The sequence below is a fragment of the Prevotella sp. S7 MS 2 genome (genome assembly GCF_000762865.1).
Classification (GTDB): Bacteria; Bacteroidota; Bacteroidia; order Bacteroidales; family Bacteroidaceae; genus Prevotella.
In genome coordinates, this window is record NZ_JRPT01000002.1 from 93,135 (window position 1) to 117,267 (window position 24,133).

General features: G+C 45.8%; 22 protein-coding genes and 1 tRNA gene. 15 read left to right on the forward strand and 8 right to left on the reverse strand.

The window, feature by feature from the left end:
* Positions 1–306 precede the first annotated feature (306 nt).
* Genes murG through rhaD form a run of 7 tightly spaced genes read left to right on the forward strand, consistent with a single transcriptional unit; the run spans position 307 to position 7,764 of the window.
* Positions 307–1,422, forward strand: a complete 1,116-nt coding sequence (murG, locus tag HMPREF0671_RS00990; protein WP_036896125.1) for an undecaprenyldiphospho-muramoylpentapeptide beta-N-acetylglucosaminyltransferase — start codon at positions 307–309, stop codon at positions 1,420–1,422.
* A 35-nt stretch (positions 1,423–1,457) separates the two neighbouring features.
* Positions 1,458–2,831, forward strand: coding sequence for a UDP-N-acetylmuramate--L-alanine ligase (gene murC / locus HMPREF0671_RS00995; protein ID WP_036896127.1), 1,374 nt, complete (start codon positions 1,458–1,460; stop codon positions 2,829–2,831).
* Positions 2,828–3,622, forward strand: coding sequence for a cell division protein FtsQ/DivIB (locus tag HMPREF0671_RS01000; RefSeq protein WP_036896129.1), 795 nt, complete (start codon positions 2,828–2,830; stop codon positions 3,620–3,622). The genes murC and HMPREF0671_RS01000 overlap by 4 nt, the downstream gene beginning before the upstream one ends.
* A 15-nt stretch (positions 3,623–3,637) precedes the next feature.
* The gene (gene ftsA, locus HMPREF0671_RS01005; RefSeq protein ID WP_036896131.1) at positions 3,638–5,101 is read left to right on the forward strand and encodes a cell division protein FtsA; all 1,464 of its coding nucleotides are present in this window, start codon (positions 3,638–3,640) and stop codon (positions 5,099–5,101) included.
* A gap of 31 nt (positions 5,102–5,132) precedes the next feature.
* Positions 5,133–6,446: a cell division protein FtsZ gene (ftsZ, locus tag HMPREF0671_RS01010; protein ID WP_036896133.1), complete on the forward strand. Its 1,314-nt coding sequence runs from the start codon at positions 5,133–5,135 to the stop codon at positions 6,444–6,446.
* Positions 6,447–6,468: 22 nt separating this feature from the next.
* Positions 6,469–6,918, forward strand: coding sequence for a GatB/YqeY domain-containing protein (locus HMPREF0671_RS01015; protein ID WP_036896134.1), 450 nt, complete (start codon positions 6,469–6,471; stop codon positions 6,916–6,918).
* A 36-nt stretch (positions 6,919–6,954) separates the two neighbouring features.
* Positions 6,955–7,764 carry a rhamnulose-1-phosphate aldolase gene (gene rhaD / locus HMPREF0671_RS01020; protein ID WP_036896135.1) on the forward strand — a complete coding sequence of 270 codons (810 nt, stop codon included), beginning with the start codon at positions 6,955–6,957 and terminating at the stop codon, positions 7,762–7,764.
* Between the two features lie 309 nt (positions 7,765–8,073).
* Here the strand turns inward: rhaD and HMPREF0671_RS01025 are convergent, their stop codons facing one another.
* The 3 genes from HMPREF0671_RS01025 to fucI all read right to left on the reverse strand — a co-directional run bounded on the left by HMPREF0671_RS01025 (position 8,074) and on the right by fucI (position 12,705).
* Positions 8,074–9,546, reverse strand: a complete 1,473-nt coding sequence (locus HMPREF0671_RS01025) for a rhamnulokinase family protein (protein ID WP_036896136.1) — start codon at positions 9,544–9,546, stop codon at positions 8,074–8,076.
* Positions 9,534–10,856 carry an L-fucose:H+ symporter permease gene (fucP, locus tag HMPREF0671_RS01030; RefSeq protein ID WP_036896137.1) on the reverse strand — a complete coding sequence of 441 codons (1,323 nt, stop codon included), beginning with the start codon at positions 10,854–10,856 and terminating at the stop codon, positions 9,534–9,536. The genes HMPREF0671_RS01025 and fucP overlap by 13 nt, the downstream gene beginning before the upstream one ends.
* 70 nt (positions 10,857–10,926) lie before the next feature.
* Positions 10,927–12,705 carry an L-fucose isomerase gene (gene fucI, locus HMPREF0671_RS01035; RefSeq protein WP_036896138.1) on the reverse strand — a complete coding sequence of 593 codons (1,779 nt, stop codon included), beginning with the start codon at positions 12,703–12,705 and terminating at the stop codon, positions 10,927–10,929.
* A gap of 279 nt (positions 12,706–12,984) precedes the next feature.
* On the opposite strand from fucI, the gene HMPREF0671_RS01040 reads away from it, so the two are divergent.
* Positions 12,985–13,890 (forward strand): YafY family protein, encoded by a 906-nt coding sequence (locus tag HMPREF0671_RS01040; RefSeq protein WP_036896139.1) that lies wholly within the window; start codon positions 12,985–12,987, stop codon positions 13,888–13,890.
* A gap of 24 nt (positions 13,891–13,914) precedes the next feature.
* Here HMPREF0671_RS01040 and HMPREF0671_RS01045 read toward each other — a convergent pair whose 3' ends face one another.
* Positions 13,915–14,730 (reverse strand): alpha/beta hydrolase-fold protein, encoded by an 816-nt coding sequence (locus tag HMPREF0671_RS01045; protein WP_036896140.1) that lies wholly within the window; start codon positions 14,728–14,730, stop codon positions 13,915–13,917.
* Positions 14,731–15,040: 310 nt separating this feature from the next.
* On the reverse strand, positions 15,041–15,769 hold the full coding sequence (locus HMPREF0671_RS01050; protein WP_036896141.1) for a DNA repair protein RecO: 729 nt from the start codon (positions 15,767–15,769) through the stop codon (positions 15,041–15,043).
* A 118-nt stretch (positions 15,770–15,887) separates the two neighbouring features.
* Here HMPREF0671_RS01050 and HMPREF0671_RS12155 point away from each other — a divergent pair.
* From HMPREF0671_RS12155 to HMPREF0671_RS01070, 5 genes are all read left to right on the forward strand, one after another.
* Positions 15,888–15,959: transfer RNA gene (locus tag HMPREF0671_RS12155), tRNA-Glu, on the forward strand.
* A gap of 27 nt (positions 15,960–15,986) precedes the next feature.
* Positions 15,987–16,241: a 30S ribosomal protein S20 gene (gene rpsT, locus HMPREF0671_RS01055; RefSeq protein ID WP_036896142.1), complete on the forward strand. Its 255-nt coding sequence runs from the start codon at positions 15,987–15,989 to the stop codon at positions 16,239–16,241.
* Positions 16,242–16,367: 126 nt separating this feature from the next.
* On the forward strand, positions 16,368–18,338 hold the full coding sequence (gene gyrB / locus HMPREF0671_RS01060; protein ID WP_036896144.1) for a DNA topoisomerase (ATP-hydrolyzing) subunit B: 1,971 nt from the start codon (positions 16,368–16,370) through the stop codon (positions 18,336–18,338).
* A 185-nt stretch (positions 18,339–18,523) separates the two neighbouring features.
* Positions 18,524–19,444, forward strand: a complete 921-nt coding sequence (locus HMPREF0671_RS01065) for an alpha-L-rhamnosidase N-terminal domain-containing protein (protein ID WP_156431083.1) — start codon at positions 18,524–18,526, stop codon at positions 19,442–19,444.
* A 70-nt stretch (positions 19,445–19,514) separates the two neighbouring features.
* Complete coding sequence (locus HMPREF0671_RS01070; protein ID WP_036896146.1) at positions 19,515–20,393, forward strand: helix-turn-helix domain-containing protein; 879 nt, start codon at positions 19,515–19,517, stop codon at positions 20,391–20,393.
* On the opposite strand, the gene HMPREF0671_RS01075 is transcribed toward HMPREF0671_RS01070, so the two are convergent.
* The gene (locus HMPREF0671_RS01075; RefSeq protein WP_036896198.1) at positions 20,388–20,978 is read right to left on the reverse strand and encodes a DUF3109 family protein; all 591 of its coding nucleotides are present in this window, start codon (positions 20,976–20,978) and stop codon (positions 20,388–20,390) included. The two genes, HMPREF0671_RS01070 and HMPREF0671_RS01075, sit on opposite strands and share 6 nt — an antisense overlap.
* Before the next feature lie 5 nt (positions 20,979–20,983).
* Positions 20,984–21,649, reverse strand: a complete 666-nt coding sequence (gene ung / locus HMPREF0671_RS01080) for a uracil-DNA glycosylase (RefSeq protein WP_036896148.1) — start codon at positions 21,647–21,649, stop codon at positions 20,984–20,986.
* A gap of 84 nt (positions 21,650–21,733) precedes the next feature.
* Between ung and HMPREF0671_RS01085 the strand changes: the two genes are divergently transcribed.
* Together HMPREF0671_RS01085 and HMPREF0671_RS12610 are read left to right on the forward strand one after the other, a co-directional pair.
* A complete protein-coding gene (locus HMPREF0671_RS01085) occupies positions 21,734–21,982 on the forward strand; it encodes a hypothetical protein (RefSeq protein WP_036896150.1) in 249 nt (82 codons plus the stop codon).
* 151 nt (positions 21,983–22,133) lie between these two features.
* Entirely contained in the window at positions 22,134–22,304 is a 171-nt protein-coding gene (locus HMPREF0671_RS12610) for a hypothetical protein (RefSeq protein ID WP_369793908.1), read from the forward strand.
* A 74-nt stretch (positions 22,305–22,378) separates the two neighbouring features.
* Here the strand turns inward: HMPREF0671_RS12610 and gpmI are convergent, their stop codons facing one another.
* Complete coding sequence (gene gpmI, locus HMPREF0671_RS01095) at positions 22,379–23,923, reverse strand: 2,3-bisphosphoglycerate-independent phosphoglycerate mutase (RefSeq protein WP_036896154.1); 1,545 nt, start codon at positions 23,921–23,923, stop codon at positions 22,379–22,381.
* Between the last annotated feature and the right edge of the window lie 210 nt (positions 23,924–24,133).

A 24,133-nucleotide genomic window follows, 5' to 3' on the forward strand; every position in this document is an offset into this window, starting at 1 on the left:
AAACCACGGTCAAAAGGCCAATATATAAAAAATATCAGGGCACTAAGGCCCATCCTAATAAAAAAAGAACAAAAGCGGAGAATCATAAAAAAAATGATTACTTTTGCAATATAGCTCATAAAGCTTCGCAAGTTTGCTCAGCTTTTGAAATTATTGGGAGTTAATCGCCTTTTGGGGGCGATGGAGTAACAAGGGAAGTTAATAGACAGATGTCGGCTAACTTCTAGTCTCAAAGAGACTTCTACTCCAGCTTACTCCTATTTACTTCTAAGTTAGAGAAACTTTAACATCGTATATTAAGAAAGAATGGATAAAGAATTAAGGGTTATCATCAGCGGTGGCGGCACCGGAGGACACATCTTCCCGGCTGTTTCCATAGCCAATGCCATCAAAGCAAAGTATCCCGAAGCAAAGATATTGTTCGTGGGTGCGCAGGGCAGAATGGAGATGCAGCGCGTTCCGGCAGCCGGATATGAAATCAAAGGACTGCCCATCTGCGGATTCGACCGTAAACATCTATTCAAGAACTTTGCCGTACTCTACAAGATATGGAAGAGTCAACGCATGGCCAAACGCATCATACGCGACTTCAAACCGATAGTGGCTGTGGGCGTTGGGGGCTATGCCAGTGGTCCTACGTTGAATGTTTGTGCCAACAAGGGTATCCCCTGCCTCATCCAAGAGCAGAACTCTTATGCCGGCGTCACCAACAAATTACTAGCTAAAAAGGCCGACAAGATATGCGTGGCTTACGATGGAATGGAACGCTTCTTCCCTGCCGAGAAGATTATCAAGACCGGTAACCCGGTTCGCCAGAACGTATTAGAATCTCCGATGAGTCAAGCAGAAGCTCGCCAGTCGTTCGGATTGGAGCCCGACCGTAAAACTATCCTCTTCATTGGTGGCAGTTTGGGAGCGAGAAACATCAACAATAGCATTCTCCAACACCTCGACATGGTGAAAGAGAGCGATGTACAAATCATCTTGCAAACAGGTAAAGTGTACCACAAAGCCATCTGCGAGCAACTGGAAGGAAACAAGAAACCGGCACTATTGCACGTCACCGACTTCATCAGCGACATGGGAGCAGCCTACAAGGCGGCCGACTTGGTTGTCAGCCGTGCCGGTGCAAGCAGTATATCCGAGTTCTGTCTCATCGGCAAACCGGTCATCTTGGTACCTTCACCCAATGTGGCTGAAGACCATCAGACACAAAACGCCATGGCGCTCGTGAACCGTAACGCAGCTATTTTCGTAAAAGACAGCGAGGCAACCGACGTTCTTTTAAAGACAGCCATCAATGCAGTATGCGATGACGAAAAACTAACTTCACTCGAAGCAAACATCAAACAAATGGGATTACAGAACTCTGCCGACACCATCGCCGACGAAGTGGTGGCATTAGCATGGGGAAAGAAGTAATCCGATATAGAGAAACAAGACATTGAAACCATAGTATGGAACTGAAAGATATTAAAGCAGTATATTTCGTTGGAGCCGGCGGAATCGGCATGAGTGCTATTGCCCGCTACTTCATCAACAAAGGATTGGTAGTTGCCGGATACGACAAAACTCCGTCGGAACTCACACGCCGTCTTGAGAAAGAGGGCATGCTCATCCATTACGAAGAGAATATAGACGAGATTCCTCACGCATGTAAGAAGCCCGAATCTACGTTGGTCATTTTCACACCGGCCATCCCTGAATCACACAAGGAGCTTGCTTACTTCCGTGCAAACGGATTTGAAGTACAAAAGCGTGCACAAGTATTGGGCACACTTACCCACAGTCATAAAGGATTGTGCGTAGCCGGCACACACGGAAAGACTACTACGTCGACCATGTGTGCCCATATCATCCACCAGAGCCACGTGGATTGCAATGCGTTCTTGGGCGGTATATCCAAAAACTACGGCACCAATTATATCCTCTCCGACAGCGAATACGTTGTGATAGAGGCTGATGAGTTCGACCGTAGCTTCCATTGGTTATCACCATGGATAAGCGTTATCACGTCGACCGACCCTGACCACCTCGATATCTACGGCACCAAAGAGGCTTATTTGGAAAGTTTCCGTCACTATACAGAGCTGATTCAACCGGGGGGAGCACTAATTTTGCGCAAGGATTTAGAAATGAAACAGCACGTAGCCGAGGGAGTAAAGGTGTATGAATACAGCCTCGACGAAGGAGATTTCCATGCTGAAAATATCCGAATCGACAACGGTGAGATTACATTCGACTTCGTTTCGCCCATCGAGAATGTCAAGGATGTGCAGTTGGGACAACCTGTTCCCATCAATATAGAGAATGGAGTGGCCGCTATGGCTATGGCTCAGCTGAGTGGATGCAGCGCTCAAGAGTTGAAATACGGTATGTCTACCTATCATGGAGTGGAACGTCGCTTCGACTTCAAGATAAAGAACGACAAGCTCGTATTCCTCTCCGACTATGCTCATCACCCCAAAGAGATTTACCAAAGTGCCAAGAGCATTCGCGAACTCTATCAAAATCGTAAGATTACGGCTATCTTCCAGCCGCATCTATACACGCGTACACGCGACTTCTACAAGGACTTTGCCGATGCATTAAGCCTGTTGGACGAAGTGATTTTGTGCGACATCTACCCGGCACGCGAGCTTCCTATCGAGGGGGTTACGAGCCAATTGATATACGACAGTTTGAAACCGGGCGTGGAAAAGAGCATGATACACAAGGAAGATGTGCTCTCGTTGGTAAAGGAACGCGACTTCGACGTGCTCATCGTATTGGGTGCCGGCGACCTAGACAACTATGTTCCACAAATGACTAAAATCTTGGAAAGTAAGTGAGAATACGTTGGAAGAAAACGCTCACCATCGTTCTGGATATTGTACTAGCTGCATATTTGGGACTCGCTTTCACCGCTTTTAACAAGCCCGATGAAACAGTCCACGTGTGTACGAAGGTTAGTATCGACATCAAAGATGAGGCTACCAACGGCTTTATAGACACAAAGGAAATCAAAAAGCGATTGGAACACTACCATCTCTATCCTTTGGAGAAGCCTATACGTTACATTGATGCACGCAAGATAGAAGAAACTTTAAAGTCCAGCCCGTTCGTTAAGACGGCCGAATGTTACAAGACACAAGACGGACAAGTATGCATTAGCATCACCCAACGGTTGCCGGTCATCCGTATTAAATCGGAAAGAGGCGATGATTATTACCTAGATGATAAAAACTGTATCATGCCTAACTCGCATTATACATCCAATCTCATCATCGCAACTGGCCACATCAACCGTCTGTTCGCGACTAAATATGTCGCCACACTTGGCAAGGTGATGATGGAAAACGACCTCTGGCGCAACCAAATAGAGCAAATCAACGTGCTGCCAAACCTTGGTATTGAGTTGATACCACGCATTGGCGACCACGTCATCTACATAGGCCAACTGCCCGAAGGCAAAACAGCTACCGACCGAGAGCAGCTTGTAAGAGACTATGTAACAAAGAAGATGAATCGCTTGGAGAAGTTCTATCGCCACGGACTATCCCAAGCCGGTTGGAACAAATACTCCTATATAAACTTGGAGCTCGACAACCAAATAATCTGTAAAAGAAGAATGTTGAATTGATAAGAATATAAACCTATGGCAGAATTTATTGTAGCTATCGAATTGGGATCATCAAAGATCACCGGCATCGCAGGCAGAAAGAACCTCGATGGAAGCATTTCGGTGCTCGCTGTAGTAAAAGAAGACTCCACAGCATGCATCAGAAAGGGCGTAGTCTACAACATAGATAAGACTATGCAGTGCTTGACTAACATCATAGCACGACTCAAAACCACTCTCAAATCAGAGATTGCTTATGTATATGTGGGCGTTGGTGGACAATCCATCCGCAGTATCCGGAACAACATTGCAAAAGACTTTGTAGAGGAAACCATCATCACGCAGGAGATGGTAAACGAACTCATGGATACCAATCGCAACATGGAATACCCCGACCAACAGATACTTGACGCTGCCACACAGGAGTATAAGGTAGACCAACAACTACAACTCGACCCCGTAGGTATACAGTGTCGCCGACTAGAGGGCAACTTCCTCAACATCATTTGGCGCAATTCATACTATCGCAACCTCAACAAATGCTTTGAAAAGTCGGGAATTGCCATAGCCGACATGTATCTTTCGCCATTGGTTTTAGCCGATAGTGTACTCACAGAAGCAGAGAAACGTACCGGTTGCGTGCTTGTTGACCTAGGCGCAGACACCACTACCGTATCAGTATACTTCAAGAATATACTCCGCCACTTGGCAGTTATTCCACTCGGTAGCAACAATATCACCAAGGATATCACCTCTCTCCAGATGGAAGACAAGGATGCTGAGCGCATGAAATTGAAGTATGGAAGCGCTTATACCGACAATGCCGACATCGATACTACCCTCATGCTGCCCATCGATCAAGACCGTCAGGTAGAGAACCGGCGCTTCGTTGAGATGGTAGAAGGTCGAATTGAGGAAATCATCGAGAATGTTTGGTATCAGGTTCCGAGCGAGTTTACCGACAAACTATTGGGCGGAATCGTCCTCACCGGTGGCGGTTCAAACATGAAGAACATTGATGTGGCCTTCCGTAAGTACACTCATATTGAGAAGATACGCATTGCCAAGTTCGTCACCACAACTATCAATTCAAGCAATAGCGACATCAATGCCAAGGATGGAACCATGAATACCGCGCTTGCCTTGCTGGTTAAGGGCGATATGAACTGCGCCGGAAAAGAGATTTCAAGCGATCTTTTTGGCACATCAGAACCTATAACAGCGGCTACAAGCACCACGCTGCATACGCCGGATGACATCAAAAAGTCGCGCGATCCGAACGAAATAGCCGGTACAGGCGTTGTCCTCACTCCCACAGAAAAGGAGAAAGCCGAGGAAGAAGCACGTAGAAAACGCCTTGAGAGAGAGGCTGCTGAGCGCAAAGCTGCCGAAGAAGAGGCTGAACGCATTGCCAAAGAGAAGCGCGAAAACAGCACTCTCCACAAGATGGGACGCAATCTTAAGAAGTTCTTCCAGACCATGGTAGCCGAAGACGAATAACATATTAGACTCATACATAAAGAAAGATATTATGCCAGATAACAGAGAAATACTGGATTTCGGGGAACCCGAAAAGTCCAACAGCATCATTAAAGTAATCGGTGTTGGTGGTGGTGGCGGCAACGCAGTGAACCATATGTATCGCGAAGGCATCCATGATGTGTCGTTCGTACTCTGCAATACCGACAATCAAGCACTCAACGACTCGCCTGTTCCCGTGCATCTGCAACTGGGAAAAGAAGGCCTTGGTGCCGGTAACAAGCCTGCCAAAGCGCGTCAAGCAGCCGAAGAGACACTGGATGAAATCAACAATATGCTCTCCGATGGTACCAAAATGGCATTCATCACAGCCGGTATGGGCGGTGGAACCGGTACAGGTGCAGCCCCCGTCATTGCTCGTGTGTCCAAAGAAATGGGCATCTTGACAGTCGGCATCGTGACCATTCCGTTCCGCTTTGAGGGCGATAGAAAGATAGACCAAGCACTCGATGGCGTAGAGGAAATGGCTAAACACGTAGACGCTTTGCTCGTTATCAACAACGAACGGCTACGCGAAATCTATCCGGAACTGACTGTCCTCGACGCTTTTGGCAAAGCCGACGACACACTAAGCATCGCAGCCAAGAGCATCGCAGAGATTATTACAAACCACGGACTCATCAACCTCGACTTCAACGATGTAAAGACAGTGCTGAAAGATGGTGGTGTTGCTATCATGAGCACGGGATATGGCGAAGGCGAAGGACGCGTCAAGAAAGCGATAGATGATGCTCTCAACTCCCCATTACTCAACGATAACGACATCTTTAATTCCAAGAAAATACTGCTCAGCATCAACTTCTGCAACGAGAAGAACGATAACTCAGGCCTCATGATGGAAGAGATGAACGATGTCAACGAGTTCATGAGCAAGTTCGATAGCAACTTCGAGATTAAGTGGGGACTCGCTATTGATCCTGAATTAGGCAAGAAGGTGAAGGTAACCATCCTCGCTACAGGCTTCGGTATAGAAGATGTGGACGGTATGGACAGTCACATCAAGAAACACACACAGGAAGAAGCGCGTCGAATAGCCGAAGAAGAAGAGAAGGCAGCAGAGCGTCGTGACCGTCGGGCAAGGTACTATGCTGTCGACGGAAAGAACACTCAATTCAAGCGCCGGCCACATATTTTCCTCTTCCATCCGGAAGAATTGGACAACGAGGACGTCATCTTGGCCGTAGAGACCACACCTACCTACAAGCGTACAAGACAGATGCTGGAAGCTATTCGCAGCCAAGTTCCAACCACAGAGGAAAAAGAAGATAATGCCATCGAGACACCGGGCATTATCAGTTTCACATAAATCAGATAAAAAAGGAGATATCATGGCACTATTTGAACAAATTAGTGAGGACATTAAGAACGCAATGAAAGCACGCGACAAGGTGCGTCTCAACACCTTACGCAACGTCAAGAAAGTATTCTTAGAGGCAGTCACAGCCCCCGGAGCTAACGAGACATTGGAAGATTCCGATGCTTTGAAGATTATCACCAAGTTGGCTAAGCAAGGCAAAGAGACCGCTAAGACTTATATAGACAACAACCGTCAAGACCTAGCCGATGAGGAATTGGCACAGGTATCCGTGCTCGAAGAGTACCTGCCTAAGCAACTTTCCGAAGCCGAAATCACCGAAGTCGTAAAAGCCATCATCGCTTCTACCGGTGCCGAAGGCATGAAAGACATGGGTAAGGTAATGGGTATAGCCAGCAAGCAAATGGCCGGTAAAGCCGACGGAAAAATCATTTCGCAAATCGTAAAAGGCTTATTGGGATAATCCCCACAGCCTAAATATTCTTTTAAACCACGAACAATGACATCTATTCTAGAAAGAAGACCGGCTCTCAAACGCGAGATTGACAACATAGCCGAGGTAGCCGGATACCTCTGGCAGAACGGTTGGGCAGAACGCAATGGCGGTAATATCACCGTCAACATCACCGATTTGGTAGACGACGAAATTCGCAGTATGCCCGCCATCAGCGACCCTGTATCGTTCGGAACAACGCTTCCTCACCTCAAAAGTTGCTATTTCTACTGCAAAGGTACGGGTAAACGCATGCGCGACTTGGCTCGCTGGCCTATGGAGAATGGCTCCATCGTCCGCATTACCGACGATTGTGCGCACTACGAAATCATTGCCGACAATCCCATAAAGCCCACTTCAGAGATAAGTTCCCACCTTTCGGTACACAACCGCAACCTAGAAAAGGGCAACGGATATAATGCTGTGGTTCATACCCACCCCATTGAGTTGGTTGCCATGAGCCATAACGACAAGTTCTTGCAAAAGGATTATATGACCAAACTACTATGGAGCATGATTCCGGAGACCAAGGCTTTCTGTCCATTAGGCCTCGGTATCGTACCCTACAAGATTTCCGGAAGTCTCGAACTGGCCAATGCCACTCTCGAACAGCTCGAAGAATACGACGTCGTGATGTGGGAAAAACATGGCGTATTGGCGCAAGGTCCCGACGTCATGCAGGCTTTCGACCAAATCGACGTACTCTCCAAGAGTGCCAAGATATACATCAGCGCACGCTGTATGGGCTTTGAACCCGACGGCATGAGCGACGAACAGATGCAGGAACTCACCGATGTGTTCCATCTGCCAAAGTAGGATTTAGAAGCATAGAAATAACAGAGAAGGCATGATAGGATGTAAGTGTACATCTTATCATGCCTTTACTTTTTCCAAATTCAAAGACTTATAAAAGTAAAAAACTAAAGACTTATCCAGCAACTGAACCGCTCATTAACTCAAAAACTCACACACTTAAACTCCATCTTGTTCACTTGTCAACTCGTATACTTTAAACTTAGATAACTGCAAGGGCTCCGCAGCATTGCTGCAAAGGGCAAACAAAAACGCTGCAAAGCCCAAACAGTCATGCTGAAAAGACTTTGCAGCGCCATCAAATAAACTTTTTTACGCCCTACATATCTGTAGATAGCGTGCAAAAGCATTATCCCAAACGGTTCGGTCTTGCGGTTCAAATCGCTTCGGGCTGGTATTTTGCCCGATAACACGGCGCATATCCCACACGTCTTTCACCATCCCAGCCGCCTTGGCTTGTAGCATGATGTTGCCAATGGCGGTGGCTTCTTGCAGTCCGGCAAGCACGGTGATACCACAACTATTGGCTGTAAATTGGCTCATACAATCGTTGATCGACCCTCCACCAATAATATGTAGTACGTCAATCTGTACTGGCGACAGCCGCTTCAGCGTGCCTAAGACCTCTCGATAACGCAAAGCGAGCGATTCAAAGATGCAGCGACAGAACTCGGCAGCAGTCTGTGGAACTGGCTGCCCGGTCTTCCGACAATAATTACAAATGGCTTCCGTCATGCTACGAGGATTGGTAAACGAAGCGTCATCGGGGTCAATGATGCTTCTAAAAGGCTCTGCCTGCATCGCTTCAGCTATCAGTTCACCATGCGACTTCCTCTCTGAGAACTCTTTCCGGCAACGCTCGTAAATCCACATACCACAGATATTCTTCAAGAAGAGAGTCGTGTTATCTACCCCACCCTCATTGGTCATATTCTCGGAATAGCTCTCATTGCTTATCAACGGATGCGACAACTCCACGCCCATCAGACTCCATGTACCGCTACTCAAGTAGGCGAAGTTGGCATCAGAAGCCGGAACGGCAGCCACAGCCGAGGCAGTATCATGTCCGGCAACAGCCACTACCGGAATGTCACCAATACCTGTTATCTGCTTGATTTCTTCGGTTACAGAACCTATAATGGTTCCGGGAATCACCATCCGACCAAACTGCGACCGCTTCAGACCAACACTTTCGAGCAGCCGTTCGTTTAAATCGTGCTTGTAAGGATCGAGTATCTGCGATGTCGAAGCCTCTGTATACTCGCATACCGCCTGTCCCGTGAGCATATAACTCAAAGCATCAGGCATAAAAAGTATCTTATCGGCCACAGCCAAAGCAGTGTTTTGAGCCTTCCGCATGGCGTGTAATTGGAACAAAGAATTGAATGCCATGAGCTGGATACCAGTGAGTCGATACACTTCGTCGCGCTCCATGACATTGGCAAAATAGTCGTCCATCATGCCGACAGTATGCGGATCACGATACGACAGAGGGTTACGTAACAGCGCACCATCGCTACCTACAAGAGCAAAATCGCATCCCCACGTGTCGATACCGATGCTCTGAATTTCGTAACCTTGTTCCACTGCCAGTTTCAACGCAGTGATAATCTGATTATAGAGGGCGTAGATGTCCCAATAAAAGTGTCCTCCGGTTTGAATGATAGGATTCTCGAAGCGCGTAAGTTCTTGCATGGTAAGGTGGTCACCTTCCAACGCGCCCAATACCGTTCGGCCACTCGTGGCACCCAAATCAACTGCAAATATGCGCTTTAATTTCTCCATGTGGCTTTCGTTGCTTGATACATTCGCACTCCATACGTGATGATAACGAGGAAGCAAATGAGTGGTAAGACGAATGAAATATTTACGGCCGGCATGCCAAAGATGGTGCCCAAGTCGATAATAGAAGCCTGTAAAGGCGGTAAAACACTTCCTCCAAGAATAGACATTATCAATCCTGCCGCACCAAACTTAGCATCATCGCCGAGTCCTTGCAACGCTATACCGTAGATAGTAGGGAACATAAGCGACATGCAGGCAGAGATACCAACGAGACAGTACAAGCCTTTGATGTCTTGGAAGAAAATGACTCCGAAAGTCAACGCCGTGGCAACGGTCGACAGGATGGCCAACAGTTTACCGGCATTGATATACTTGAGGAAGAAAGTACAGATGAACCGACTACAGCAGAAGATAGCCATGGCAATGATGTTGTAGCGCTGTGACAACACTTCGGCAGCCTGTTCGGTCATCCCCTCACCCACCAATACGCGTGTACCGTATTGGATAACGAAAGTCCAACACATGATTTGGGCACCTACATAGAAGAATTGTGCAATAACACCTTCGCGATAATGCTTGATGGAGAAGATACGCTTCAGGGTCGGAACGAAGTTAATATCGTGTTGTTGGTCGCCACCTTTCGGCATCTTTGTAAAGAAGATGACCAAGAACATCACCACAATGACCATCCCAATGACAAAATAGGGAGTAATAAGAACCGATAAGTCATATTCTTTCACAGCCTCGAATTCAGCTGGAGAGAGAGTAGCACGCGTGGCTGTATCCATGGGATTAAGCTTAGCTTGAATGAAAGCCATCGCAGTAAACATACCACACAACGAGCCCATTGGGTTGAACGACTGCGCTAGATTCAAGCGTCTTGTGGCCGTAGCTTCCGTTCCCATCGAGAGAATATAGGGATTGGAACTGGTCTCCAAGAACGATAATCCGCACGTCATGATAAAGTATGCTATCAAGAAAGGATAGTAAGCACCCGTCAACTTAGCCGGGAAAAAGAGCAAAGCGCCGGCCGCATAGAGGCCAAGTCCCATGAGTACCCCACTCTTATACGAGTACTTGCGGATGAAAATAGCCGCAGGAAACGCCATTGCAAAGTATCCACCATAGAACGCAACCTGCACCAATGCACCGTCGGTGACGCTCATTCGGAATATCTTAGAGAACGCTTTCACCATCGGATTGGTAATATCATTGGCGAAACCCCATAGGGCAAAGCACGAAGTGATGAGGATAAAAGGAATGAGATAGCTCACTCCGTCCTTAGAAAGGATTGATTCTTTGCTTTTCATTCATCAGGTTTTAAAGTGTCGAATAGAAATAGTTATCCCCCTTACCGATAGCAAGGGGGATAGCGTCATATTAATAAATAGGGCCAAAATTCTGACAAGCACGGTAGTCAGCACCCTCTTTATCCATACCAAATGCATTCCATGCCGACGGACGGAATATATTTTCGTCGGCTACATTATGCATACATACAGGAATACGAAGGATAGAACAGAGCGTGATAATGTCTGCACCGATGTGACCATAAGCGATGGCACCGTGGTTAGCTCCCCATGTATTCATCACAGAATAAACGTCCTTAAAGGCATCTTTGGTTGCATCGAGACGTGGAACGAACCATGTAGTAGGCCATGTACGGTCGGTACGGCCATCGAGGATAGCATTGATTTCGGGATCAAGATCTACCGTCCAACCCTCAGCCAACTGTAAAACAGGACCCAATCCCATCACTCTGTTCACACGAATCATAGTCATTGGCATGCCACCACGAGTGAGGAAGTTAGACGAAAAACCACCTCCGCGGAAGTAATTGCGGTCGGCCGGATACCAAGTAGTGGCATTCAAACAAGCCTCAACCTCTGCATCGGTCAACTCCCAGTGGTGCTTCATCGTAGGATTACCCTCGCTATCGCTCACTGCTCCTGTCGCATCGAGTGTGGTAGCACCTGAATTGATTAAGTGTATAAAGCCTCCTGCGGCTGCTCCTGTAGGCTTCTTGCCTGCCACCCGCTCCACAGCTTCGGGACTCCAATAGGTACGAATGTCTGAGAACATCACACCCTTATTGGTCAGCAAGTGACCGAAAAGCATTGCTATACCGTTCAAAGAGTCATTTTCGGTAGCCAAGACACCTGCCTCACGCGTACCGTTCCAGTCGAAAGAAGAGCAAACCAACGACTCAGGGAAGTCGAAATTTGGCTTATAGTCGGTCCACTGGCGCTGTCCTTGAACACCTGCCAAGATAGCATTATGACCTAAAGCCTCTTCCTTGAAGCCCAGTTCCTTCAGTCGAGGATTACCATGCATCAAGTCTTTAGTGATGAGCATACACTTCACTGTGAACTCCCAATCCTTGTCAAGTTCCTCTCTACTCTTCTGTTTACCATTACGTTCGATGTTCCAGTCGTGTCCTTCCTTAGGCATACAATATTTCTTTGTCCATGCCATAGCCTTCTCAAACTCTTCCGGATCGTATATTCCTTCGTCGATACGACGCATTACTTCCACCATATCTACATACTCCGTACGCAGTCCAAGATACTTCTGCATGAAGTCAGGATCTACGATTGAGCCGGCAATACCCATACAAGTGGTACCCATAGAGAGGTAGCTCTTACCGCGCATGGTAGCAACTGCCTGTGCTGCACGGGCAAAACGCAGAATCTTCTCAGCCACGTCTGCAGGGATAGTATTATCGTCCAAGTCTTGTACATCGTGTCCGTAGATACCGAAAGCGGGTAATCCTTTCTGTGCATGAGCGGCCAATACGGCAGCTAGATATACGGCTCCCGGACGCTCGGTACCATTGAATCCCCACACAGCCTTGGGATAATAAGGATTCATATCCATCGTTTCCGAACCATAGCACCAGCAAGATGTGACGGTAATCGTAGCACCGACACCCTCACGCTCGAACTTTTCGGCACAAGCAGCCGACTCAGCTACGCGTCCAATCGTACTATCGGCTATCACACATTCCACGTGACTTCCGTCGCCATTGTAAACATGTGAACTGATTAACTCGGCCACAGCTTTGGCCAAACTCATTGTTTTCTCTTCGAGACTTTCGCGTACTCCGCCTTGGCGGCCGTCGATTGTTGGTCTGATACCAATCTTAGGATAGTTTGTCATAGGTTTTGTTATTGTTTGACAGCGCTTTCGGCATCTCGCAACTTGCTTCTGATCGCGCCATGTCCATCACACTGTCGATATTAGAATTAGTTATTTTGTTTATTTAAAAGATTCTTTAGGAATGTTCTTCCAACAAGAAGTCGGACTTCTTCAATCCTTTAGCAAAGGTACTATTTTTATCTTTTAGAGAGAAGTAAACAATGAAAATATTCAGTTCTTTTTATAGTTTAACACTATTATAAAAAAACTTTGTATATTTGCTAAGCTAACCAATAGAAGATGGAGAAATTATCAAAGGAACTCAAACTCATGTTGCTCATGACCGATGGGCACGACTATACTGCTGCAGAGTTGTGCAAACAAATAGGCACAACACGCCGACAACTCTATAATTACTTGAAGTTTTTCCGCGAAAACGAGTTCATCGTGGTTCATGAAAACAGCCATTACCGACTGGATACCGACTCACCTTTCTTTCAAGAGATAGCACGGTCGGTCAACTTCTCCGACACCGAAGCTACCTTCATGCACCACCTGCTGGAAGCTGCCGACGCCAAAAATCCTGTCGTAGGCATCCTCAAACGCAAGTTGGAACGCTTCTACCATCTCCGTTTCTATACCGATACCCGCTTTAAAGCCCACACCATCGACATACTCAACAAGTTACGCGATGCCATAAACCATCGTCAAACGGTCTGCCTCAAAGACTATTCGTCACCCCACAGTCGCAGTGTTTCCGACCGTGTAGTAGAGCCTTACATGTTCTTAAACGACAATCTGGACGTGCGGTGTTACGAACTCAAGAGCCATACCAACAAGACTTTCAAACTTTCGCGCATCGGTGACGTGGAAACATACGACGCACCTTGGATTCACACAGAGCGTCACCGCCAGCTCTTTACCGATATCTTCATGTTCAGTAGTGAGCAACGCCTACCCATCTGTCTGCGTATGGGGCAACTCTCCCACAACCTGATGATAGAGGAATATCCAGCTTCCACCGACGCGTTCACACCCGATGACTCAGAGCATTGGCTGCTAAACATTGACGTGGCAAGCTATGTGGGTATCGGAAGATTCGTACTTGGACTCTACGACGATATAGAAGTATTAGGTGGAGAAGAATTCAAAAACTACATCCAACAGAAAATTCTGACCATGAATGCTTCTGCTATCCTACAATAATACTAACTATATTCTCACTCCAAATCACTCCTTATCATAGTCTTCCGACAGCATTCGGAGCTCTTGATACGTCGTATTGATGTCTTCACGAGTAATGTCGAACGACCTGTCCACACCTCTTGGCTTGTCTTTCAACGTATGAGAGAAAAGCCAATCATACGTCTTCTGCAAATAGAAAATACGCGCCAATAGTCCGTGAGAGCCTCCTGCTATCCAGTCGTAACGTAGCAAATGGTCGTTACCGGCACTCTGTAAACTCTCCACAACCTTCTTCGACTCCCTCACATTCACCGCTCTATCAGCCGTACCGTGCATAATCCAAAGCGGCACACGCCCCATTCCTTGCACGTCGTGTAGCGTCGTTCCGCCACATAAAGCCATCGCTGCGGCCACCTTTTCAGGATAAGTACCCACAAAATCAAGCGTACCATAGCCGCCCAAACTCATACCCAAGACAAACACGCGCGACGCATCGACGGGATAATTCTTCTCCATCCACTCCAACAAATCGTTGAGTTTACGCGGATTCCACGACCCTCCCGGATTCTGAGGGGCTACCACAAAGGCAGGAATTATTTTACCTTTCTCTAGCGCATCCAGCGTTCCGTAGCGACGCACACGGTCGAGATTGTTGCCACACAAGCTTGCCCCATGCAAAAAGAGCACCACTGGGAGCGCGTGTCCATGGGGCTCATACTCTTCAGGAGTATACAACCAAAAGTTGTATCCCCCATCAATGACGTTACGCTTTGCTTCTATCTTTCCCGCTTTCTGAGCCGATACTCCCAACGAAAACAAAACCATCAAGAACAATATATATAGGTGTCTCGTTTTTCTCATGACCACAAATATAAAGATAAGTTATCAAGTAGACAACTCTCTCCACCTCTCCATTGACATTATTTATACACTCTCCGTCCTCGTTGTAGTTTTTTCACGGAAATAAAAAGTCATCAGTCCCGCCCCCGTCCATTACCTTCCGTCTCTACTATTGCCTACCTTTATTCCCAAAACTTTGTTAACTTGTTTACTCGTTAACTAGTCTACTTGTCATCCAGCCTAATAATAAACTTTTAAATAGTCTCCCTCCCCCCCCTTGGGGAGGGTGGGGTGGGGCTATAGAGGGTAAAGATAAGGCTTTTACTCCCCATTATTCATCGAACAAACTCTCCAACACACTGAGCGATTTCAATTCGGGAAATCCGGGAGTATGCAGTCGATAGTATAATAATATAAGGTGTAGACATCGACTACGCTCACTACGTGACATGGCAAAAAGGTGCATATTCTCATAATTCATACGCATCAGCAAGGTGATACGCGAGGTCTCTTCGGCAGACAGATAGTCGGAATGGAGCGGAATGGTGAACAGAAAGCGACTTTCGCGAAGGTCGAAGAGGCTGCCCGGTACATAGTCGTCGAGATTGGGGAAGAATCCGATGAAGCGACTCAGACGCATGGTAAAGACCAAATGAAAGTTGGCAAACGACGCCGGACAAAGGTCGAGCCACGACATACTGGAACGTAAATAGTTATAAAGAGCGGGATTTTCTTGCTCCCCACGAGTGGCATATAACAGGAATTCGGCAATAAACAGCGCCACCGTAGACTTATAAGGATTGAACGGGATGGATGAATAAGGAATATCTACACGCACATCGTGCAAAGAAAACAAGGAACCACGAGCTTTGTCATCGAACTCAATAGCAAGGAGTGTGAGCGGTTGGAAAAGTTGCTTCTTAAACTTTCCACGCCCCGAAAGCGACAAACTACAAACCAAAGAGATACGCCCCTGCCATTCAGAGAACACATCGACAATTATTTTAGTGTCTCTGAATTTGAACGCGCGAAGTACGATAGCCCTTGTTTTGATGAGCATAATGAGACAAAGGTAGTGCAAAAACGCGAAAAAACGCGGCTTTTATTAAAATTTCTTCACGAATATTTGGCGGAATAAGAAAAAGTGTCTAACTTTGCACCCGCAAATTAAACGCGATGGTCCCTTCGTCTATCGGTTAGGACGAGAGATTTTCATTCTCTAAAGAGGAGTTCGACTCTCCTAGGGACTACAATAAGAAATAAAAGAAAAAGTAAAGATGGCAAATCACAAATCATCCATTAAGAGAATCCGTCAGACAAAGACAAGAACTCTTCATAACAAATATTACGCAAAGACCATGCGTAATGCAGTGCGTAAATTACGCGCAATGACAGATAAGGATGCAGCTGCCCAGTTGTACCCATCTGTACAGAAAATGCTGGACAAATTAGCCAAGACCAACATTATTCACAAGAATAAGGCAGCTAACTTGAAGTCAAGTTTGGCTTTGCATATTAGTAAATTAGGATAATATTCCGATTTACAAGTAAGTAAGGGCGCATTCTTCAAAGAATGCGCCCTTACTTTTTTTGACACTAAATATTTCTGTTTTTCACGGCAATTTTGTATCTTTGCAGAAATATTACTAATCGAGAAAATGGCAGAAAATCTAAATGCCGAGGCTAATTATTCAGCTTCGAATATCCAAGTTCTAGAAGGACTGGAGGCTGTGCGTAAGCGCCCGGCCATGTATATCGGCGACATTAGTGAAAAAGGATTGCACCACTTGGTCAACGAAACAGTGGACAACTCTATCGACGAAGCTATGGCCGGATACTGTACAGACATTGAAGTAACCATTAACCAAGATAATTCTATCACTGTACAAGATAACGGTCGTGGTATCCCTGTAGACATGCACGCCAAGTTGCATAAGTCGGCTTTGGAGGTCGTTATGACCGTATTGCACGCCGGTGGTAAGTTTGATAAGGGTTCATATAAGGTCAGCGGTGGTCTGCATGGTGTAGGTGTGAGTTGCGTGAACGCACTCTCGTCTCACATGATGTCTCAGGTATTCCGCGACGGAAAGATTTATCAGCAGGAATACGAGAAAGGAAAGCCCCTCTATCCAGTTAAGGTTGTGGGCGAAACAGAGCTTCGTGGTACACGCCAACAGTTCTGGCCAGATCCTGCTATCTTCACAACGACTACCTATCGTTGGGACATCATCGCATCGCGTATGCGCGAATTGGCCTACCTGAATGCAGGTATCCGCATCACATTGAGAGACCTTCGCGCTGACGAGGAAGGCAAGACACGCGAGGAAGTATTCCATGCCAAAGACGGATTGAAGGAGTTTGTGCGCTACGTAGACCGTCATCGTACCCACCTGTTCGACGATGTTATCTATCTCAAAACAGAGAAACAAGGCATCCCTATCGAGGTAGCTGTGATGTATAACACAGACTATTCGGAGAACATCCACTCATACGTGAACAACATCAACACCATAGAGGGTGGTACACACTTGACTGGTTTCCGCGCAGCATTGACTCGTACATTGAAGTCGTACGCTGATTCGGAGCCGACCATATCCAAGCAAATAGAGAAAGCCAAGATAGAAATTGCGGGCGAAGACTTCCGCGAAGGTTTGACAGCCGTTATCTCTATCAAAGTGGCAGAGCCTCAGTTCGAGGGTCAGACCAAGACCAAGTTGGGTAACAGTGAGGTTTCCGGAGCCGTTCAACAGGCTGTGGGCGAAGCGCTGGCAAACTATTTGGAAGAGCATCCTAACGAAGCGAAGAAGATTTGCGAGAAGGTAGTATTGGCCGCTACGGCACGTATTGCAGCCCGCAAGGCTCGTGAGAGCGTTCAGCGCAAGAGCGTAATGAGTGGCGGTGGACTGCCCGGAAAGCTGGCCGACTGCTCTAACAAGGATCCAAAGAGCAGCGAGATATTCCTAGTCGAGGGTGATTCAGCAGGTGGTTCGGCTAAGCAGGGACGCGATCGTTATACACAAGCCATCCTACCCTTGCGTGGTAAGATTCTGAATGTTGAGAAAGTACAGTGGCATCGCGTATTTGAAGCCGAATCTGTAATGAATATCATCCAAAGTATCGGTGTACGTTTTGGTGTAGAGGGCGAAGATGATCGCGAGGCAAACATCGACAAGTTGCGCTACGACAAGATTATTATCATGACCGACGCCGACGTCGATGGCTCACACATCGACACACTGATTATGACGCTCTTCTATCGTTTCATGCCGAAAGTCATCGAAGAAGGACATCTTTACATCGCTACTCCGCCTCTCTATAAATGTTCATACAAGAACAAGAATAGCGAATATTGCTATACAGAACAGCAACGACAGGCTTATTTCGACAAGTATGCTACCGGTCCGGACGATAAGAATATCCATACCCAACGCTACAAAGGTTTGGGTGAGATGAATCCCGAACAGCTTTGGGAAACAACAATGGATCCAACTACTCGCTTGCTCAAGCAGGTAACGATAGAGAATGCAGCCGACGCAGACGAGATATTCTCGATGCTCATGGGCGACGATGTAGAACCTCGTAGAGAATTTATTGAGAAGAATGCTACGTACGCTAACATCGACGCATAATACTGTACACGTACATATAATATAAAAGAAGGAGAGCATCATTTGCTCTCCTTCTTGCATTTCGATGTGATTTTTTATATCTTTGCAAACGGAAACCTAATCGCTAAACACCTCATGAAGAAATATATATCGCTGTTCTTTGCGGTTGGTATTGATACCTTGGTTATAAAACAAAGCGATACCAGATGAGGAAGTGGATGCTATTTGCAACTTTATGCTACTTCCTTGCAATCTCGGCACAGGACTTCGGAATGCAATGGATGTCGGCTTCTCAGGCAGACAAAGCCGACATGGTATGGTTTCGACATACCTACTCGCTCCACGAACGCCCCACACAAGCTTCTATCAGCATTGCTACCACAGGGTATTTTCGGCTTTATGTCAATGGTTACGATGTATCTACTGCTTATCGTTTACCTTATCGGGAGAAAGGAGATACGGGCAGTATAGGACATATTTTCGATGTCACCCGATTCTTACAAGCGGGAGATAATATCATCGCCGTATACTGTTCACCCCTCGCCTATGACCTTGATAGGGCTCTGTTTGCCTTTCGTTTTGATGGAAAATGGGTCAATGGGCAGCGTTTTAGTTACGATGGAAGCGAGGGATGGTTATGTCGTAGCGCTTCATTTTCACTCATGCCCGATGGTCGACAAGTACAAAATGGATTGTCAGAGGAATATACTTACTCCACAGCCGACGAGTCATTAGCTTGCTGGTATCCTGCCACCATGATTCCATCTCCACAGAATCGATCTACCCGATGGCACCAATCATTCTATCAAGAAGAAGTTGTTGCAGAAGAAATACGGCCGCTATATTTCAATGTAGAGGGCGATTCGGTATTTTATGAGTTTGGAACAGGCTTTCAAGGCTATGTCCGCGTCACGCTCAGAGATGCCATACCAGGCGAATGTATCTATATAAATGGTTCCCAATATATCTGTAGTGGACAAATGGATGAGCAGATATTCCAACGCCTACAGATAACAAATTGCCGACAAGTATGTATCAGCGGAGACACCAATTTTCGTCGGTCACAAATACAAAAAATAGAGGGTATCGGCATCAAAAGCCGTTGGCATGAAGATTGGAACTATTAAAAATATTGATAAAACACTTTTTCTTCAATGTTATTTTGTATCTTTGTGAAATCAAGTAATATCATGAAGTATGGAGAGTAAACGCCTAGAAGAAATCACTATCCCATCTATTAAAAAGCTATACCAAGGAAGTCATATAGAAGATGACATACTCCTAGTAGACGATCTAGCCAATATCCCATTCCCCAATGAGCCTCGCCGAATGCATTGTTTGTTCATGGCACTGTGTACAAAAGGGGTAGCTCACTATACCATTGATACGGTTGCCCACACCGTTCAAGTAAACGATGTCATCATCGTAAGTGAAGGTCAGGTGGCAAACAACTACGTATTGAGCGATGATTTTAAAGCCATAGCCATTGTATTGTCCTACGAGTTCTTCTACGAAATCGTTGCTAACATTCGTGAGCTATCCTATCTATACCTCTTTGCACGTAACCATCCAGTCTTCCACTTGAGACAAGACGAAGCCCAAACACTACATAATTACTTCAATATTATCAAGCGTAAGGTAGAGAACAAGGAACATCAATTCCGTCGCGAGACCACTAAATCAATGCTAACAACAATGATTTACGACATCAGCAACGTGATTTATCACCTTCAAACATCACCTAATAATCGCCAACCACGCGCCAACGAGATTTTCAGCGACTTCATTAAACTTGTAGAACAACATTATCGAAAGGAGCGACGGGTAAGTTGGTACAGCAATCAGATGTGCATTACGCCCAAGTATCTCTCTGAAGTTATCAAACAAGTAAGCCATCGTACACCCAACGAATGGATTGACCAATACGTTGTTTTAGAAATTCGTGTATTGCTGAAGAATACAATGAAGAGCATTAGAGAGATTGCCGAAGAGATGAATTTCAACAATCAGAGCTTCTTCGGTAAGTACTTTAAAGAGCATGTAGGTTTGTCCCCTACAGAGTATCGAAAGTCATAAGCCCAACAACTGTTCGGCTACTGCGCACAATTCCTTGTACCAGTCCTCACCAAACCGACGTATCAATGGTTCTTTTAAGAACCGGTATATCGGCAAGTCAAGCGCTTTACCTTTGGCAACAGCATCCTTACACACTTCCCAACGATGGTAGTTTAGTCCTACAGTACCATCGTTGAAAGTCTTTTCACGTATAGGATAAAGTGCACAAGAGATGGGTTTCACGAATCGCGTAGTCCCTTTTCTATAGGCACGTTCCAATGCACAGAGGCACGTACCGTTCTCATAACAAGTAAATACACAATCTTTTCCCCCAACAATGCTTGTCACCAAGTCGCCATCACGGTCGCTATAAGCCACTCCTTGACGGTCTATTACCGACTGAGCCGAGGCAGATAAGTCGTTCCAAACAGTATCCAACGAGTCTTCTATGCCCCCTATCTCGTCTAAAGTCACTGGTGCTCCGGCATCACCTTCAATGCAACAGATACCTTTACACTTCTCTAAATCACAGCAAAACTTCTCTGTCAGGATGTCGGGAGATACCAATACATCCCCTATTTGTATAATATGTAATTCGTTATCCATGCTTTTTACCATTGTATAGGTGCGATACCATGCTCTTGAAGATAAGCATTACACCGCGAGAAATGATGATTCCCGAACCACCCACCACGATTAGCGGAGAGCGGAGAGGGATGTACCGACTCCAACACAAAGTGACGCGAACGGTCTATCAGCGACACTTTGCTACGTGCATATCCCCCCCAAAGAATGAAAACCAAATGTTCTCTATCACGATTCAAGGCCTGAATCACAGCATCGGTAAACGTTTCCCATCCTCTACGCTGATGACTTCCGGCAGCATGGGCACGCACTGTAAGCGTAGCATTCAGCAACAATACGCCTTGTTCTGCCCATCGTGTGAGGTTTCCCGAAGACGGAACAGGGCACCCTAAATCCAATTCTATCTCCTTAAAGATATTCTGCAAAGACGGCGGAAACGGCACTCCATCGTTCACAGAGAAGCTGAGTCCATGCGCCTGACCGTATTCGTGATACGGATCTTGACCAATAATGACCACCTTCACCTTGTCGAATGGGCACAAATTAAAGGCATTAAAAATAAATCGTCCCAGCGGAAAACAAGTGCCTTGAGCATATTCCTGCCGAACAAAATCAGTCAGATGCGAGAAATAAGGCTTCTCGAATTCCTCACCAACATGCGTTTTCCACGACTCTTCTATCTTTACATTCATCGCATTTCTTTTGTCCACAAAGTTACTAAAAATATTTGCTGCACCAATAAAGAAGCATTATCTTTGCCTGCAAAGAGGAAGACTATGGACAAGTCATTAGAATTACAGCAATCGATTTTACACGATGTTGCATCCTTATTTGGAAATACGGATGCACTCAATAAATTGCACAAGTACCTTAACAAACTAAAAAGAGAGGAGAAACAGGAAATGAGTAAAGCTGAGAAAAAAGAAATTCTAGATGATATTAGAGATGGATTAAGAGAGATGAAATTAGTAAAAAAAGGCAAAAGTACCAGTCGACCATTAGCTTCTTTATTGAAAGAATTATAGCATAGAAACTATTATTCCCTTTGATAAGCAGTTAAAACGGCTTGCCAAAAAGTACAGAAACATCAAAGAGGATTTATTAAATCTCGAACGTTCCTTACTATCCAATCCTACTCAAGGAGTAGATTTAGGAAATGGAATTCGCAAAATCAGAATGCAAATTTGTGATAAGGGGAGAGGCAAAAGCCATGGGGTACGCATCATAACCTACACTACTATCATTGATATTGAAGACGGTATCATCACTTTACTGGCCATCTACGATAAGGAAGAACAAAGCACTATCACTAAAAAAGAGATTCAACAACTATTAGCAGAATTATAATTCTGTCCATCAATAAACCACAAAGCGCCTGCATGGTAATCATGCAGGCGCTTTTATTTTATTTCTTTACGAGCTTAATACTTTGCAGCGATAAACTCACCGGTATCAGAAATCAGATTCTCACCAGTCATATCGGTAGGCTGTTCCAAGCCCATGATATGGAGGATTGATGGAGCCACGTCGGCCAAACGACCGTCTTTCACCGTAGCACTGTTATTGTCTGTAACATAGATGAATGGCACCGGATTCAAAGAGTGAGCCGTGTTAGGCGTACCATCCTCATTGATTGCATTGTCAGCATTACCATGGTCGGCAATGATAATGGCTTCGTAATCATTCGCCTTAGCCGTTTCAACAACCTCTTTCACGCAATTATCTACAGCATGCACAGCCTTAGCAATAGCATTATAGATACCTGTATGACCTACCATATCGCCATTAGCGAAGTTCACCACGATGAAGTCGTACTGCTGAGTCTTAATAGCTCCCACCAATTTATCCTTCACTTCGTAAGCACTCATCTCAGGTTTCAGGTCGTAAGTTGCCACCTTTGGCGATGCCACCAAGATACGGTCTTCACCTTCATAAGGAGCTTCACGACCACCATTGAAGAAGAATGTCACATGAGCATACTTCTCTGTCTCGGCTGTATGCAACTGTTTCTTACCCAAACCTGAGAGATATTCACCCAATGTATTCTGTACATTCTCTTTCGGGAAGAGCACAGTTACGTTTTTAAAGTTCGCATCATACGGAGTCATAGTGAAGTATTGCAAATCCTTAATGGTGTGCATACCCTGCTCATCCATATCCTGCTGTGTCAACACCTGTGTCATTTCCTTGGCACGGTCGTTACGATAATTGAAGAAGATTACTACGTCGCCTTCCTCAATCTTACCATTTACAGTGCTGTTAACGATAGGTTTGATGAATTCATCGGTCACACCCTCAGCATAACTCTCTTCCATCGCCTTCACCATATCGCTGGCTGCCTTACCCTCACCATTCACCAAGAGATCGTAAGCAGTCTTTACACGGTCCCAACGCTTATCGCGATCCATAGCATAGAAACGACCTACGATGTCAGCAATGTTGGCATCGTTCTTCGCACATACATCAGTAAGCTCCTGAATGAAGCCCACACCACTCTTCGGATCGGTATCGCGACCGTCCATAAAGCAGTGTACAAACAGATTCTTCAACCCATATTCCTTACCTATCTCTACCAAACGGAACAGATGGTCGAGCGAAGAGTGCACACCACCGGTAGAAGTCAAGCCCATCAAGTGGAGTTTCTTACCGGTCTTCTGAGCATAACTGTAAGCTGCAACGATACCCGGATTCTTGGTAATAGAACCGTCCTTACAAGCACGGTTAATCTTTACCAAATCTTGATAAACGATACGTCCGGCACCAATATTCAAGTGACCCACCTCAGAGTTACCCATCTGACCATCGGGCAGACCTACGTCTTCACCGCAAGCCATCAACTGTGAGTGAGCCGATGTAGCTGTCAAATAATCCAAATAAGGAGTCGGTGTATTATAAATCACGTCTCCTTTTCCATGCTTTCCGACTCCCCATCCATCGAGAATCATCAATAAAGCTTTCTTTGCCATAATGAAGTACTTATTAGTATTTGTTCTTTTATTATCCTAGTCGAGAAATGGTTTCATCGTTCTCTTTCATTTTTCGACCGACAAATCCATTTCTATTATTGTTGCAAAGTTACGATTTTTACTACTAATGGCAAAGGGAGAACAGATAAAAGAAATAAACGTTTTCAGCAATTTTCACCCTGTTACATCCTAAGTATCCGGAAAATTACT

What these genes read in the sequence shown, in the direction of transcription:
- HMPREF0671_RS01085 (WP_036896150.1), top strand. Translation starts at nt 21,734, where the DNA reads ATGGACAAGTCATTAGAATTACAGCAATCGATTTTACACGATGTTGCA.
- HMPREF0671_RS01040 (WP_036896139.1), top strand. Translation starts at nt 12,985, where the DNA reads ATGGAGAAATTATCAAAGGAACTCAAACTCATGTTGCTCATGACCGAT.
- HMPREF0671_RS01065 (WP_156431083.1), top strand. Translation starts at nt 18,524, where the DNA reads ATGAGGAAGTGGATGCTATTTGCAACTTTATGCTACTTCCTTGCAATC.
- ung (WP_036896148.1), bottom strand. Translation starts at nt 21,649, where the DNA reads ATGAATGTAAAGATAGAAGAGTCGTGGAAAACGCATGTTGGTGAGGAA.
- gpmI (WP_036896154.1), bottom strand. Translation starts at nt 23,923, where the DNA reads ATGGCAAAGAAAGCTTTATTGATGATTCTCGATGGATGGGGAGTCGGA.
- fucP (WP_036896137.1), bottom strand. Translation starts at nt 10,856, where the DNA reads ATGAAAAGCAAAGAATCAATCCTTTCTAAGGACGGAGTGAGCTATCTC.
- rhaD (WP_036896135.1), top strand. Translation starts at nt 6,955, where the DNA reads ATGACATCTATTCTAGAAAGAAGACCGGCTCTCAAACGCGAGATTGAC.
- HMPREF0671_RS01025 (WP_036896136.1), bottom strand. Translation starts at nt 9,546, where the DNA reads ATGGAGAAATTAAAGCGCATATTTGCAGTTGATTTGGGTGCCACGAGT.
- ftsZ (WP_036896133.1), top strand. Translation starts at nt 5,133, where the DNA reads ATGCCAGATAACAGAGAAATACTGGATTTCGGGGAACCCGAAAAGTCC.
- ftsA (WP_036896131.1), top strand. Translation starts at nt 3,638, where the DNA reads ATGGCAGAATTTATTGTAGCTATCGAATTGGGATCATCAAAGATCACC.
- gyrB (WP_036896144.1), top strand. Translation starts at nt 16,368, where the DNA reads ATGGCAGAAAATCTAAATGCCGAGGCTAATTATTCAGCTTCGAATATC.
- rpsT (WP_036896142.1), top strand. Translation starts at nt 15,987, where the DNA reads ATGGCAAATCACAAATCATCCATTAAGAGAATCCGTCAGACAAAGACA.
- fucI (WP_036896138.1), bottom strand. Translation starts at nt 12,705, where the DNA reads ATGACAAACTATCCTAAGATTGGTATCAGACCAACAATCGACGGCCGC.
- HMPREF0671_RS01015 (WP_036896134.1), top strand. Translation starts at nt 6,469, where the DNA reads ATGGCACTATTTGAACAAATTAGTGAGGACATTAAGAACGCAATGAAA.
- HMPREF0671_RS01045 (WP_036896140.1), bottom strand. Translation starts at nt 14,730, where the DNA reads ATGAGAAAAACGAGACACCTATATATATTGTTCTTGATGGTTTTGTTT.
- HMPREF0671_RS01050 (WP_036896141.1), bottom strand. Translation starts at nt 15,769, where the DNA reads ATGCTCATCAAAACAAGGGCTATCGTACTTCGCGCGTTCAAATTCAGA.
- murC (WP_036896127.1), top strand. Translation starts at nt 1,458, where the DNA reads ATGGAACTGAAAGATATTAAAGCAGTATATTTCGTTGGAGCCGGCGGA.
- HMPREF0671_RS12610 (WP_369793908.1), top strand. Translation starts at nt 22,134, where the DNA reads ATGCAAATTTGTGATAAGGGGAGAGGCAAAAGCCATGGGGTACGCATC.
- HMPREF0671_RS01070 (WP_036896146.1), top strand. Translation starts at nt 19,515, where the DNA reads ATGGAGAGTAAACGCCTAGAAGAAATCACTATCCCATCTATTAAAAAG.
- HMPREF0671_RS01075 (WP_036896198.1), bottom strand. Translation starts at nt 20,978, where the DNA reads ATGGATAACGAATTACATATTATACAAATAGGGGATGTATTGGTATCT.
- murG (WP_036896125.1), top strand. Translation starts at nt 307, where the DNA reads ATGGATAAAGAATTAAGGGTTATCATCAGCGGTGGCGGCACCGGAGGA.